This is a genomic window from Halorientalis regularis, from assembly GCF_023698535.1.
GTDB lineage: Archaea > Halobacteriota > Halobacteria > Halobacteriales > Haloarculaceae > Halorientalis > Halorientalis regularis.
This window is the reverse complement of the sequence record NZ_JALJCL010000020.1, coordinates 34,408-47,242: the sequence shown is the minus strand read 5'-3', so window position 1 is coordinate 47,242 and position 12,835 is coordinate 34,408. Positions and strand designations below refer to the sequence as shown.

The window sequence follows — 12,835 nt, the reverse complement described above, 5'->3', positions numbered from 1 at the left end:
CGACGGCTCGATCAGTCTCTTGGAAACCGTCTCTTCGACACATTAGATGAACTTCGTGAGGCTGCACTCATTGCGCTTGATGACATCGAGCCTCCGAATATCTTCACGTACTTATGTCCTTGAGTATGAGCAGGTCGTCGGTGTCGAGCGCGCCGCGGAGGTTCATGTCGGGACCTGTGATCGACGGGGGCAAAGGGATTGTGGCCGTCGGTATCGTGGCCCGGAACGGACGTGCTGTCCGGAACCAGGGGTGTGTCACCGTGGGCCACGGGCTCGGTATCTCGGAAGGTTTTAATACGAATCTCCGGTAGTGGCGAGTACATGACACGGATCCACGGAGCCGGCTCGCTGGCGGGCGAGACCGGTGGGTCCGTCCACCTTTTTCCGCGACCGCCGCGGTTCCGACGACGGGCCCGTTAGGCCCACCTCATTCCCACTTCACCCACGGTCGTTTCGTCTCGAACCGCCCACTGACTGGTGCCGGGCGGTCCGCACTACACCTCGACACACCACACCACACACATGCCAGAACCCGACGACACTGAAGGAACGGTCGCGCTCGCCTTCTCGGGCGGGCTCGACACGACAGTCTGCGTACCGCTACTGAAAGAGGAATACGGCTACGACGACGTGATCGGCGTCACCGTCGACGTTGGCCAGCCCGAAGAAGAGTTCGACGAGGCCGAGGAGACCGCCGAGGCGCTGGGCCTCGATCACTACGTGGTCGACGCGAAAGCCGAGTTCGCCGACCTCTGTCTGGACGCCGTCAAGGCTAACGCCACCTACCAGGGGTACCCCCTGGGGACCGCGCTGGCCCGCCCGGTCATCGCCACCGCCATCCTCGACGTCGCAGAGGAGCAGGGCTGTACCGCGCTGGCCCACGGCTGTACCGGGAAAGGTAACGACCAGCTCCGCTTCGAGACGGTCTGGCGCGACTCGGATCTGAACGTCCACGCGCCCGTCCGCGAACTCGGCCTGACCCGCGAGTGGGAACAGGAGTACGCCGAGGAAAAGGACCTGCCCGTCGAGGGCGGCGACGGCGGCCGCTGGAGCATCGACACGAACCTCTGGAGCCGCTCGGTCGAGGGCTCGGAACTGGAAGACCCCAGCCACGTCCCCGGCGACGAGATCTACGACTGGACGGAGAGCCCCAGCGGGAAAGACGCGGAACTCGTCGACATCGAGTTCGAGCAGGGCGAGGTCGTGGCCGTCGACGGCGAGGACCTGCGTCCCGTCGAGATCATCGAACAGCTGAACGAGCAGGCGGGTGCCCACGGCATCGGTCGCACCGACACGATGGAAGACCGGATGCTCGGCCTCAAAGTGCGTGAGAACTACGAGCACCCCGCGGCCACCGTGCTGCTGGCGGCCCACGAGGCCCTCGAAGGGCTCGTCCTCACCAAGGAAGAACGCAGTTTCAAGACCCAGATCGACCAGGAGTGGGCCGAGAAGGGCTACCAGGGGCTGGTCAAAGCGCCGCTGTTCCGCGCGCTCGAAGGGTTCATCGAGGAGACCCAGACACGCGTCACCGGCACGGTGACGGTGAAACTCGAAAGCGGGCAGGCCCGTCCAGTCGCCCGCGAGAGCGAGTACGCCTGCTACGCGGAGGGTCAGGCCTCGTTCAACACGGAAGCGGTCACCGACGACATCGAACAGGCCGACGCCACGGGCGTCGCGAAGTACCACGGCTTCCAGGAGCGCCTGGCCAACAAGGTCAGCGGGTCCGTCGACAGCGCGGCCGCCGAGGCCGTGACGGACGGGGGTCCCGCGAGCGACGCGAGTGGGACGGCGTCGGACGGACCGTCCGACGGAAGCGGCGAGACAGCGGACAAGGAGTAACCCATGAGCGAGGAACCCACCGACGACACGAACGGCGGAAAATCCGGCGACGTGGTCCGCCGGGACCGCTTCTCCGGCGGCCCCGCGCGTGGGTTCCTCTCCTCGCTCGCGGCCGACGAGCGCATCTTCGCCGCCGACCTCGCCGTGGATCGGGCCCACGTCGTGATGCTGGCCGAGCAGGGCATCGTCGACGCCGACGACGCCGGTGCGATCCTCGCGGCGCTCGACGAGATCGAGGACGCGGGCTACGGCGCACTGCCCGACGGCGAGGACGTACACGCCGCCATCGAGACGGCGGTCATCGAGCGCGTCGGTCCCGAGGGCGGACGGATGCACACCGCCCGCTCGCGCAACGACGAGGTGGCGGCCTGTATCCGCTATCGTCTGCGCGAGGATCTCCTCGACGCCGTCGAGACGGTCGTCGGGGCGCGCGAGCAACTGCTCGACGCGGCCGACGAGTACGCGGAGACGCTGATGCCCGGGTTCACCCACCTCCAGTACGCCCAGCCGACGACGGTGGGCCACTACCTGCTCTCCTACGAGCGGGCGCTGGCCCGGGACACGGAGCGCCTGTTCGGGGCCTACGCCCGGACCAACCGCTCGCCGCTGGGCGGAGCGGCCTTCGCCGGGACACCCTTTTCGATCGACCGCGAGCGGACCGCCGAGTTGCTCGGGTTCGACGCAGTGATGGAGAACTCGATGGACGCCGCCTCCGCGCGCGATTTCCTGCTGGAGGCGACGACGGCCGTCGCCAACCTGGCGACCACGCTCTCGGGACTCAGTGAGGACATCGTCATCTTCGCAAACGACGGCTACGTCGACCTCTCGGACGATTACTCCTCGACCTCGTCGATCATGCCCCAGAAAAAGAACCCGGACACCCTGGAACTGGTGCGGGCCCGCGCGGGCGATGCCCACAGCGCGGTCTCGGGCCTGTTGACGACGCTGAAGGGACTGCCACGCGCGTACAACCGGGACCTCCAGCGGGCGGGCCAGTACGGCTGGGAGTCGGTCGACGCGGTGATCGAGGCCACCGAGGTGGCCGCGGGCGCGGTCGCCACGGCAACCTGGAACGAGGATCTGCTGGCCGAGGAGGCGGGTGCCGGGTTCTCGACGGCGACGGGCGTCGCTGACCTGCTGGCGATGGCGGGACTGCCCTTCCGGACGGCCCACGAACTGGTCGCAGTCGCGGCCGAGCGGTCGGCCGACCCCGACTACGAGACGCTGGACGCGGCGGCCCGCGAGGTGCTGGACGAGTCGCTGTCGGCCTACGTGGATCGCGAGGCTGTCGAGGACGCCCTCGATCCCGCCGCGAGCGTGGCGAGTCGTGACTCGGCCGGCGGGCCCGCACCCGACGCAGTGGCCGACCAGCTAGACGCGGCGCGGGCGGCCCTCGCCGCCGACCGCGAGCGGTTGGTCGACGAGCGGAACGCGCTGACCGACGCCGAAAAGCGGCTCCGCGAGGAGGTGGCTAGCTATGTCTGAGTCCCGACCCGTTCGGCTGCGACGCGAACTCCCGCGAGTCCGGGGCGCAGCGGCCCCCGCACCGCGACCGCCATCCCCGCCAGGGGATGAATTACCAGAACCATGATACAGGATTCATGAAACGCCGCCACGGCCGCTTTTCCTACGGTTAGACGGTAGTTTGGGTCGTTAACTCTTCCCGACAAGTCCGAAGGGTTTAAGTAGTAACGAGCGTGACTTGCAGGTACCAATGACGGAATGCATCGAGTGTGGGGCCGAGGTTACCCTGCACGACGACCTGGAAGTCGGAGAGATCGTCGACTGTTCGACCTGCGGTGCGGAGCTGGAAGCTGTCGACACCGACCCCGTCGAGCTGGACTCGGCACCCGAGCTCGAAGAGGACTGGGGCGAATAACGTGGTGACGGCCGCGCGGCACGGCCGCCGCCGGCCGGTGATAGCATGAATTTCGGCATACTCTACTCGCGCATCCGCAAAGACGAGAAGCTCCTCCTCTCGGAGCTTCGTGACCGGGGTCACGAGGTCACGAAGATCGACGTTCGCAAACAGCAGTTCGGACTGTCCGAGCCGCCTGCTGACTTCGAGGGCGTCGACCTCGTGGTCGATCGGTGTCTCGCGACCAGCCGGAGCGTCTACGCCACGCGGTTCGTGGACGCCTACGACATCCCCGTCGTCAACCACCCCGACACCGCCGGGGTGTGCGCCGACAAGGCCAAGAACAGCCTCGCGCTGGTCGAGAACGAGGTGCCCACGCCCGAGACGACCGTCGCGTTCACCACGGACGCGGCCATGGAGGCCATCGAGGAGTTCGGCTACCCCTGCGTTTTGAAGCCCGTCGTGGGCTCGTGGGGCCGCCTGATGGCCAAGATCGACAGCCGGACGGCCGCCGAGGCCATCCTCGAACACAAGGAGACGCTGGGCCACTACGAGCACAAGGTGTTCTACGTTCAGGAGTACGTCGAGAAGGGCGGCGAGGACATCCGCGTCCTGGCCACCGACGGCGAACCCGTCGCCGCGATGGTCCGCTCCTCGGACCACTGGATCACCAACGCCGCGAAGGGCGCAGCGACCGACGAATTCGGCCTCGACGACGAGGCGCTCGACCTGGTCGAACGCGCCTCCGATGCGGTTGGCGGCGGCCTGTTGGGCGTCGACCTCATGGGCACCGAAGACGGTTATACCGTCCACGAGGTCAACCACAACGTCGAGTTCAAGGCGCTGAACGAGGCGACCGACGTGGACGTGCCCGCCCGCGTCGTCGACTGGCTGGAGACGAAAGCCGAACAGGCGGAGGTGAGCGCCTGATGAGTTCGGATACCTCACTCACTGCCTCGGTCGTGGGCGGCACCGGCTTCACCGGCGGCGAACTCCTGCGCCTGCTCGCGGGCCACCCCGAGTTCGAGGTCGTCCAGGCCACGAGTCGCTCGAAGACCAACAAGACGGTCGGTCACCAGCACCCGAACCTGCGGGACCTGGAGTTGCGCTTCTCCGACCCCGACGACCTCGAATCGGTCGACGTGCTGTTCGCCGCGACGCCGCACGGCGTCACGATGGAGCGGATCGACCGGTTCCGGGAGGCCGCCGGCACCGTCGTCGACCTGTCGGCGGATTTCCGGCTCGACACCGAGGCACAGTACGACGAGTGGTACGACGGCCACAGCCGGCCCGAGCTGCTGGAGAAAGCCGAGTACGCGCTCCCCGAATTGAACCGGGAGAACCTCGAAGGGGCCGAGATCGTCGCCTCGGGCGGCTGTAACGCCACCGCGACGATCATGGGACTCATGCCCCTGTTCGAGGCGGGCGTCCTCGATGGGGACGAGCAGATCGTCGTCGACGTGAAGGTCGGGTCCTCGGAGGGCGGTGCCGGCGGCGGGGAGGCCTCCAGCCACCCCGAGCGCTCCGGCGTCGTCCGCCCCTACGCGCCCACCGGCCACCGTCACGAGGCCGAAATCGAGCAGTTCCTCGGCGTGAACGTATCGTTCACTGTCCACGCGGTGGAGATGATCCGCGGCGCGAGCGCGACCTGTCACGTCTTTCCCGAAGAGCCCGTCTCGAAGGGCGACCTCTGGTCGGCCTATCGGGGCCAGTACGAGGACGAACCGTTCGTCGAACTCGTCGCGGGCGGCGGTGGCGTCTACCGCTACCCCGAGCCCAAGGCCGTCGCGGGGACGAACAAGGCCGAAGTCGGCTTCGAACTCGACCCCGGCAACGAGCGCCTGGTCGTGTTCTCGGCCATCGACAACATGATGAAGGGCTCGGCCGGGCAGGCCGTCCACGCGGCCAACGTCGCTCTGGGGCTGGAGGAGACGGCGGGGCTCGATATCCGGGGTCTGCATCCCGTGGGCTCACCGTAGCAACTGGAGAGGTATTTTCGTAATGACTACAGTTATCAAAGTCGGTGGCGCTCGCGCGGTCGACCCCGCGGGTGCCCTTTCGGATATCGCAGCACTGGACGACGACGGTGAGGACGTGGCGGTCGTCCACGGCGGATCGACCGCCGTCGACGACACGCTGGAGCGACTCGGCATCGAACCGGAGTACGTCGAGACGCCCAGCGGCGTCGTCGGGCGGTTCACCGACGCCGAGACGATGAAAGTGTTCGAGATGGTCTTTGGCCACCTCAACACGCAACTCGTGGCCGGCCTGCAGAGCCTCGACGTGGACGCCGTCGGTCTCAACGGTGTCGACGGGAAACTCCTGCACGGGCCCCGGAAGTCCGCCGTGCGGGTCGTCGAGGACGGGAAAAAGAAGATCAGGCGGGGCGACCACTCCGGGACGATCAAGCAGGTCAACGGCGACCTGCTGGAGTCGCTCCTGCGTGATGATTACGTCCCGGTCGCCGCACCGCCGATGGCCGGCGCGGATGACAACGAAATCGTCCCCGTCAACACGGACGCCGACCGGTCGGCGGCGGCGATTGCGGGCGAACTCGGCGGGACTCTCGTGTTGCTGACCGACGTGGAAGGCGTCTACGAAGACCCCGACGACTCCGACACGCTGATCGAGACCGTCGAGACGAGCGAGGAGTGGGCGGCGCTGGAAGACGCCGCCGAGGGATTCATGAGCCGGAAGATCATGGCGGCCGAGGAGGCGCTGGACGCGGGGGCCGACGAGGTCGTGATCGCGGACGCCAACGCCGACGAGCCGATCCTCTCGGCGCTTTCCGGCGGCGGGACACACCTGCATCAGGAGGCACTACAATGAGCGGATTCGTCTTCAACGAGAAACCCATCCAGATCGAACGCGGCGAGGGAGCGTACCTCTACGGCGACGACGGCACCGAGTACCTCGACATGGGGGCCAGTTACGCCTGCGTCCCGCTGGGGCACAACCACCCCGCGGTCAACGAGGCCGTCCGCGAGCAGTTCGCGGACCTGACCTACGTGCAGGCGTCCTACCCCGTCGAGACCCGGACGCGGCTGTACGACCTGCTGGCCGACACCGCGCCCGGCGACATCGACTACACGTGGCTCTGTAACTCGGGCACGGAGGCCAACGAGGCGGCGCTGAAGTTCGCCCGCTCGGCCACGGGCAACTCGAAGATCGTCGCGACGATGCAGGGCTTCCACGGCCGGACGATGGGCGCACTCGCCACGACGTGGAAAGACAAGTACAAGAAGCCCTACGAACCGCTGATCGGCGACGTGGCGTTCGTCCCCTACGACGACCCCGAGGCGATGGCCGAGGCGGTCGACGAGGACACCGCAGCGGTCATCGTCGAACCTGTCCAGGGCGAGGGCGGCATCAACCCCGCGAGTCAGGACTTCCTCCAGACGGCGCGGGTCGAGACCGCCCAGCACGGCGCGGCGCTGATCTTCGACGAGGTCCAGACCGGCATGGGTCGGACGGGCAGTCTGTGGGCCTCGGAGTGGGCCGACGTGGTGCCCGACATGATCACGAGCGCGAAGGGGCTGGGCAACGGCCTGCCCATCGGCGCGACGCTGTGTCGGGAGTGGATCGCCGAGAACTACGGCTCGCACGCCTCGACGTTTTCCGGTGGCCCCGTCGTCAGCGCCGCGTCCGAGGCGACCGTCGAGACCATCCTCGACGAAGCGGTCACCGAGAACGCGGCTCAGATCGGCTCGTACATCCAGGAGCGCCTCCACGACGAACTCGGCGACGACGTGCGCGAAGTGCGGGGCGAGGGCCTGATGATCGGCGTCGAGGTCGGTCGCGAGGCCAACCGCGTGCTGAAGGAACTGGCCCTGAACCACGGCGTGCTGGCGCTCCCGGCCGGCCGGACGGTCGTCCGGCTGTTGCCGCCGCTGACGATCACCGAGGAGCACGCCGACGAGGTCGTCGCGGCGCTGACCGACGCCATCGTGGAGGACGACGCATGAGCGGGACCCAGTTCACCAGTCAGAGCAGCATCGACGTGGACGGGGAGGCTCGCCAACTGCTCGTCGACCTCGTCTCGACGCCCTCGGTCTCGGGCGAGGAGCGTCGCTGTGCGGAGGTGCTGGTCTCGTACTTCGAGGAACACGACCGCGAGGTCTGGATCGACGAGGCCGGCAACGTCCGCGCACCCGCCGACGACGGCGTCCTGTTGACCTCCCACATCGATACCGTACCCGGGGACATCCCCGTCGAGATTCGCGACGCGGAGGACGGCGAGGACGACGCCCTCTGGGGTCGCGGGAGCGTCGACGCGAAGGGGCCGCTGGCGGCGATGGCCGTCGCCGCAGTCGAGACGGGGGCCTCCTTCGTCGGCGTCGTCGGCGAGGAGGTCGACTCCCGTGGCGGGCGCTTCCTCGTCGAGGACCGGGCGTCGGCACCCGACGCCGTGATCAACGGCGAACCCTCCGGCTGGGAGGGGATCACGCTGGGCTACCGGGGGCTGGTGGCCGGCACCTACGTCGCGACCAGCGAGTCGGGGCACACCTCCCGCCCGGAGAACAACGCCGTGCAGGACGCCATCGCCTGGTGGTCCAGCGTCGAGGCGGAGTTCGCCACCGACGAGTGGGAAGCGGTCTTCGAGCGCGTGACGGCCAAGCCCACGAAGATCCAGGGCGGACTGACCGACGACGGGCTCTCCGTCGAGGCGACGATGGAGGTGCAGTTGCGGGTGCCCCCGAGCATGAACACCGAAGAGGTAATCGAGATCACCGAGGGGTACCTGGACGTGGCCGACCGGGTCCACTGGAAAGACAAGGTCGAGCCCGTGATGATGTCGCCCCGTACGGACGTGGCGCGGGCGTTCCGCGCGGCCATCCGCCAGACAGGGGGCGATCCCCGCCTGCTCCGGAAGACCGGCACAAGCGATATGAACGTGTACGCACAGGAGTGGGACTGTCCCATGGTCACCTACGGTCCCGGCGACTCCGACCTCGATCACGCGCCCAACGAACACCTCGAACTCGCCGAGTACGACCGTTCGGTCGAGGTACTGGAGACCGTCGCCACGCGGCTCCTGGAGGAGTAGAGATGGCGCGCGCACTTCTGGACGTCGACGACCTGACCGGCGACGAACTGACGACGGTGCTCGACCGCGCCGCGGACCTGAAGGCGGCCGACGACGGCCGGCAACCCCTCGACGATCGGACGCTCGGGATGATCTTCGAGAAACCGTCGACCCGGACCCGCGTCTCCTTCGAGACTGGGATGACCCAGCTCGGGGGGCACGCCATCTTTCTCGGGCCGGACGACATCCACCTAGGCCACGGCGAGCCGATCAAGGACACGGCGCGTGCGGTCTCGCGGTACGTCGACTTCATCATGGCTCGCGTGTTCGACCACGCGGACGTGGTGGAACTGGGCGAGTTCGCGACCGTGCCGGTGATCAACGGGCTGACCGACGACGCCCACCCCTGCCAGACGCTGGCGGATCTGCTGACGATCCGCGAGCGCTTCGGCGGCTTCGACGTGGACGTGGCCTGGGTCGGCGACGGCAACAACGTCGCCCAGTCGTTCGTGCTGGGCGCGGCGATGGCCGGTATCGACCTGACCGTCGCGACGCCGGAGGGGTACGGCATCGACGACGACGTGCTGAAGCGTGCCGCGGGACTGGGCGGCGAACCCGAGACGACGACGGATCCGGCGGCGGCCGTCGAAGACGCCGACGTGGTCTATACCGACGTGTGGGTCAGCATGGGCCAGGAGGACCAGCGCGAGGAGAAACTCGCCGACTTCGACGGGTTTCAGGTCACCACCGAACTGCTCGGTGACCGGCCGCTGATGCACTGTCTTCCCGCTCACCGCGGCGAGGAAGTGACCGACGACGCCCTGGAGAGTGAGAACGCTATCGTCTGGGACCAGGCGGAGAACCGGATGCACGCCCAGAACGGACTGTTGGTGTGGCTGTCCGAGCAGTAGTCACGGCCACGAACGGAGTGAGTGGCCGCTTTTTCGCCCACGTTTTTGCGACGAGCGGTGCGCGAGTAACGCGAGCGCACCCGAGGCGGAAAAAGGTGGAGGCGGAGAACCGGATGCACGCCCAGAACGGACTGTTGGTGTGGCTGTCCGAGCAGCAGTCACGGCCACGAACGGAGTGAGTGGCCGCTTTTTCGCCCACGTTTTTGCGACGAGCGGTGCGCGAGTAACGCGAGCGCACCCGAGGCGGAAAAAGGTGGAGGCGGAGAACCGGATGCACGCCCAGAACGGACTGTTGGTGTGGCTGTCCGAGCAGCAGTCACGGCCACGAACGGAGTGAGTGGCCGCTTTTTCGCCCACGTTTTTCAAGGAGTGGTCGCGCGAAGCGCGACCCGACGCAGAAAAAGGTGGATGGAGGAGTTCCGGGGCTCGTCCTCCGTTTTCACTCGTGATGGCTCGCAGTGGTCGCTACGTCCACGTCGGGGTGGAACACGTCCTCGACGGAACACTCGAAGAAGGCGGCGAGTTTGAACACGAGTTCGACGGATGGGTCGTACCGGTTGCCTTCGACGGCATTTATCGTCTGGCGCGTGACGCCGACGTGTTCGGCCAGTTCGCGCTGGCTCAGTCCGTACTGCTCGCGGTGTTCCTGCAGTGAGTTTTTCATGCTGATCGCCGGCGTCCCAGCGCGAACGTGAGCGCGCCGTAGGTCAGGTACAACACCGCGACGAACAGCGCGATGGCGACGCTCCAGGGTTGCCACTCGAACATCCCGAGGCCCCACGCGACGGTCAGTGCGGGAAAGACGCCGGCCGAGGCCCAGCCGAAGATGGTGAGTGTCCACCGCGCGGCGTCACGGGAGATGTCGGCGTCCCGTTCGTCGAACACCGGAACGTCGGCGGTCGCCTGGAGGCCCACCGCGCCAGCCAGCGCGACGGCGTAGACGCCGACGGCGACGAACGGGCGGTTCAGGACGGTAAACGCTGCGAGGCCGAGTCCGGAGACGGCAGCCAGGCCCGCGACCGCCGACCGAATCCGACCCGCTCGGCCCAGTAGTTCCGTCACGCCTCGTCCCTCCGGGCGAGCCGACCGCGCCAGCGGCGGCCGAGGGCCGTCCTTCCGGCGTCGAGCGGGGAACCAACACCGAGCGATGCGTCCGAGCCGAGGGTTCGCTGTGTCGTCGTCATGCGTACCACCTCGTCAAACGCTCTTGTCGTAAAGAGCGTTTTACAGTAAAACATCTTTGACGTAGTAAAATAAGTTTTACGCCCCGTCGGCAAAGCGGCCCGGGACGGCGGTACGGCCAGTCCGCAGGGTGACCACTGGCGGAACGTTCGCTTCGCACTGCCCGCTGTGGACCACGCTCCTCCCAGCCTCTTGCTTTTGCATCCGGGAGCCCACCCACTACCATGGCCTCGATTATAGAGACACACATCGAGAACAGGGAGCGAATCCAGCCCAACGACACCAACAACTACGGGGCCGCACACGGCGGCAACATCATGCGGTGGATGGACGAAGTCGGCGCGCTGAGCGCGATGCGTCACGCCAGCGAGTCGTGTGTCACCGCCCACGTCGACGACATCAGCTTCGAGCGCCCGGTTCCGCAGGGCGACACCTGCGTCGTCACTGGCTACGCCTACGAAACCGGGCGAACGAGCGTTCGCGTCCGGTTGCAGGCGTTCCACGAGGAACCCCGGACCGGGGAGCGCGAGCAGACGACCGACTCCTATTTCGTCTTCGTCGCCGTCGACGACGAGGGTGACCCGACGCCGGTCCCGGACCTCACCGCCGAGACCGAGCGCGGCGAGCGCCTGCGGGCGGACGCCCTCACAGACGAGTCCGGCGAGTAGAGCGGTAGCCGGCAGGTGCGTTTGCGGTGCTGTGCGGTCACCACTCCGTCGTTGTACCGAACTCGCGGCTCCGCCGCGAGTTCGGCCTTTTTTCCCAAGTTTTTGCGCAGGGGGTCGCCCCCGGCGACCCCCCTGGCGGAAAACGTGGGGTGGAAACAGGTGGTCGTTACTCGTCCATCAGACCGCCTTCCTCGACGCGCATGACGGCTTCGCCGTCGGGCAGGTTCGGCGCGTCGACGAGCTTGACGATGCGCTTGTCGCCCTTGGACTTCTTGAGGTAGACCCGGAAGGTGGAGGTGTGACCGAGGATGTTGCCGCCGATGGGCTGGGTGGGGTCGCCGAAGAAGGAATCGGGGTTGGAGGCGACCTGGTTGGTGACGACGACAGCGGTGTTGTTGAGGTCGCCGACCCGCATCAGGTCGTGGAGGTGCTTGTTGAGCTTCTGCTGGCGTTCGGCGAGTTCGCCACGGCCGACGTACTCGGCGCGGAAGTGCGCGGTCAGGGAGTCGACACAGAGCAGGCGGACGGGGAACTCGTCGTCCTGGCTCTCGCTGGCGATCTCCTTGGCCTTCTCGGCGAGCAGGATCTGGTGGTTGGAGTTGAACGCCTTCGCGACGTGGATGTTGTCCAGGAAGCGCTCGACCAGTTCCTCCAGCAGGGATTCGTCGGTCGGGTCGGCCTCGCCCTCCTCGGCGATTCCGTGGAGTTCCATCGCGTCGGCCAGCACCTCGTCCTCGTGTCCGCGGACCATCTGGTCGATCCGCTCGGGGCGGAAGGTGTCCTCGGAGTCGACGAAGATGGCGCTGCCTTCGAGGCCGCCGTGCTCTTTGGGGAGCTGGACGGTGACCGCGAGCTGGTGGGTCACCTGGGACTTGCCGGCCCCGAACTCGCCGTACACCTCGGTGATCGACTGGGTCTCGACGCCGCCGCCGAGCAACTCGTCGACCTCGTCGACGCCCCAGGTGAGCTTCCCGATCTGTTCGCGGCGTTCCAGCACCGCGGCACCCGACTTGAACCCGCCGATGTCGGCGGCCTCGCGGGCGGCCTGGATGATGTCGGCGGCGCTGGACTCACCGATGTCGGCGGTGTTGGACAGTTCACCGGGGCTGGCGACCGCGATGCCCTGGTAGCCGTCGAATCCGTTCTCTTTCAGCTTCTCCGCTGTCGCCGGTCCCACACCCGGCAGCTCTTCGAGGTCTTCGCTCGTTGCCATACGCCGTCCTTCTGCCCCCTCCCACATAAACCCTCGTTAACACCACGGTGGAAGTGAAACTGGCAGCAGGCGGCGGCGCGGTGGACGGTTCACGCCGAAGGTTAAGCTGTCAGGAATCGTGGGAAAAGTTCGCATAGC

Annotated in this window: 13 protein-coding genes and 1 pseudogene; 11 read left to right on the top strand and 3 right to left on the bottom strand. The window is 67.2% G+C overall.

Features of this window, described 5'->3' with window-relative positions; translation table 11 throughout:
• From MU521_RS19735 to argF, 10 genes and pseudogenes are all read left to right on the top strand, one after another.
• Positions 1 to 123, top strand: a pseudogene (locus MU521_RS19735) (IS630 family transposase); the annotation flags it as partial.
• Positions 124 to 522: 399 nt separating this feature from the next.
• Complete coding sequence (locus MU521_RS19730) at positions 523 to 1,839, top strand: argininosuccinate synthase (RefSeq protein WP_092695188.1); 1,317 nt, start codon at positions 523 to 525, stop codon at positions 1,837 to 1,839.
• Positions 1,840 to 1,842: 3 nt separating this feature from the next.
• Positions 1,843 to 3,324 (top strand): argininosuccinate lyase, encoded by a 1,482-nt coding sequence (argH, locus tag MU521_RS19725; protein WP_092695111.1) that lies wholly within the window; start codon positions 1,843 to 1,845, stop codon positions 3,322 to 3,324.
• A gap of 229 nt (positions 3,325 to 3,553) precedes the next feature.
• Positions 3,554 to 3,718 carry a lysine biosynthesis protein LysW gene (gene lysW / locus MU521_RS19720; RefSeq protein ID WP_092695113.1) on the top strand — a complete coding sequence of 55 codons (165 nt, stop codon included), beginning with the start codon at positions 3,554 to 3,556 and terminating at the stop codon, positions 3,716 to 3,718.
• A gap of 45 nt (positions 3,719 to 3,763) precedes the next feature.
• A complete protein-coding gene (gene lysX, locus MU521_RS19715) occupies positions 3,764 to 4,627 on the top strand; it encodes a lysine biosynthesis protein LysX (RefSeq protein WP_092695115.1) in 864 nt (287 codons plus the stop codon).
• Positions 4,627 to 5,676, top strand: a complete 1,050-nt coding sequence (gene argC, locus MU521_RS19710) for an N-acetyl-gamma-glutamyl-phosphate reductase (RefSeq protein ID WP_092695117.1) — start codon at positions 4,627 to 4,629, stop codon at positions 5,674 to 5,676. Before lysX ends, argC begins: the two co-directional genes overlap by 1 nt.
• Before the next feature lie 22 nt (positions 5,677 to 5,698).
• Complete coding sequence (locus MU521_RS19705; RefSeq protein WP_092695119.1) at positions 5,699 to 6,526, top strand: acetylglutamate/acetylaminoadipate kinase; 828 nt, start codon at positions 5,699 to 5,701, stop codon at positions 6,524 to 6,526.
• Entirely contained in the window at positions 6,523 to 7,662 is a 1,140-nt protein-coding gene (locus MU521_RS19700) for an aspartate aminotransferase family protein (RefSeq protein ID WP_092695121.1), read from the top strand. Before MU521_RS19705 ends, MU521_RS19700 begins: the two co-directional genes overlap by 4 nt.
• On the top strand, positions 7,659 to 8,744 hold the full coding sequence (locus tag MU521_RS19695) for a [LysW]-lysine hydrolase (protein WP_092695123.1): 1,086 nt from the start codon (positions 7,659 to 7,661) through the stop codon (positions 8,742 to 8,744). The genes MU521_RS19700 and MU521_RS19695 overlap by 4 nt, the downstream gene beginning before the upstream one ends.
• A gap of 2 nt (positions 8,745 to 8,746) precedes the next feature.
• The gene (gene argF, locus MU521_RS19690) at positions 8,747 to 9,634 is read left to right on the top strand and encodes an ornithine carbamoyltransferase (RefSeq protein WP_092695125.1); all 888 of its coding nucleotides are present in this window, start codon (positions 8,747 to 8,749) and stop codon (positions 9,632 to 9,634) included.
• 439 nt (positions 9,635 to 10,073) lie between these two features.
• On the opposite strand, the gene MU521_RS19685 is transcribed toward argF, so the two are convergent.
• Together MU521_RS19685 and MU521_RS19680 are read right to left on the bottom strand one after the other, a co-directional pair.
• The gene (locus MU521_RS19685; RefSeq protein ID WP_092695127.1) at positions 10,074 to 10,298 is read right to left on the bottom strand and encodes a helix-turn-helix transcriptional regulator; all 225 of its coding nucleotides are present in this window, start codon (positions 10,296 to 10,298) and stop codon (positions 10,074 to 10,076) included.
• On the bottom strand, positions 10,295 to 10,696 hold the full coding sequence (locus MU521_RS19680) for a DUF2178 domain-containing protein (protein WP_092695129.1): 402 nt from the start codon (positions 10,694 to 10,696) through the stop codon (positions 10,295 to 10,297). The genes MU521_RS19685 and MU521_RS19680 overlap by 4 nt, the downstream gene beginning before the upstream one ends.
• A gap of 344 nt (positions 10,697 to 11,040) precedes the next feature.
• Here MU521_RS19680 and MU521_RS19675 point away from each other — a divergent pair, with 344 nt between their 5' ends.
• Positions 11,041 to 11,484 carry an acyl-CoA thioesterase gene (locus tag MU521_RS19675; RefSeq protein WP_092695133.1) on the top strand — a complete coding sequence of 148 codons (444 nt, stop codon included), beginning with the start codon at positions 11,041 to 11,043 and terminating at the stop codon, positions 11,482 to 11,484.
• Between the two features lie 166 nt (positions 11,485 to 11,650).
• On the opposite strand, the gene radA is transcribed toward MU521_RS19675, so the two are convergent.
• The gene (gene radA, locus MU521_RS19670) at positions 11,651 to 12,697 is read right to left on the bottom strand and encodes a DNA repair and recombination protein RadA (protein ID WP_092695135.1); all 1,047 of its coding nucleotides are present in this window, start codon (positions 12,695 to 12,697) and stop codon (positions 11,651 to 11,653) included.
• Positions 12,698 to 12,835: the final 138 nt, after the last annotated feature.

Excerpts from the sequence above, each read along its gene's own strand:
- lysW (WP_092695113.1), top strand. The coding sequence starts at position 3,554 with ATGACGGAATGCATCGAGTGTGGGGCCGAGGTTACCCTGCACGACGAC.
- MU521_RS19730 (WP_092695188.1), top strand. The coding sequence starts at position 523 with ATGCCAGAACCCGACGACACTGAAGGAACGGTCGCGCTCGCCTTCTCG.
- argF (WP_092695125.1), top strand. The coding sequence starts at position 8,747 with ATGGCGCGCGCACTTCTGGACGTCGACGACCTGACCGGCGACGAACTG.
- MU521_RS19685 (WP_092695127.1), bottom strand. The coding sequence starts at position 10,298 with ATGAAAAACTCACTGCAGGAACACCGCGAGCAGTACGGACTGAGCCAG.
- MU521_RS19675 (WP_092695133.1), top strand. The coding sequence starts at position 11,041 with ATGGCCTCGATTATAGAGACACACATCGAGAACAGGGAGCGAATCCAG.
- argH (WP_092695111.1), top strand. The coding sequence starts at position 1,843 with ATGAGCGAGGAACCCACCGACGACACGAACGGCGGAAAATCCGGCGAC.
- MU521_RS19705 (WP_092695119.1), top strand. The coding sequence starts at position 5,699 with ATGACTACAGTTATCAAAGTCGGTGGCGCTCGCGCGGTCGACCCCGCG.
- radA (WP_092695135.1), bottom strand. The coding sequence starts at position 12,697 with ATGGCAACGAGCGAAGACCTCGAAGAGCTGCCGGGTGTGGGACCGGCG.
- MU521_RS19695 (WP_092695123.1), top strand. The coding sequence starts at position 7,659 with ATGAGCGGGACCCAGTTCACCAGTCAGAGCAGCATCGACGTGGACGGG.
- lysX (WP_092695115.1), top strand. The coding sequence starts at position 3,764 with ATGAATTTCGGCATACTCTACTCGCGCATCCGCAAAGACGAGAAGCTC.
- argC (WP_092695117.1), top strand. The coding sequence starts at position 4,627 with ATGAGTTCGGATACCTCACTCACTGCCTCGGTCGTGGGCGGCACCGGC.
- MU521_RS19700 (WP_092695121.1), top strand. The coding sequence starts at position 6,523 with ATGAGCGGATTCGTCTTCAACGAGAAACCCATCCAGATCGAACGCGGC.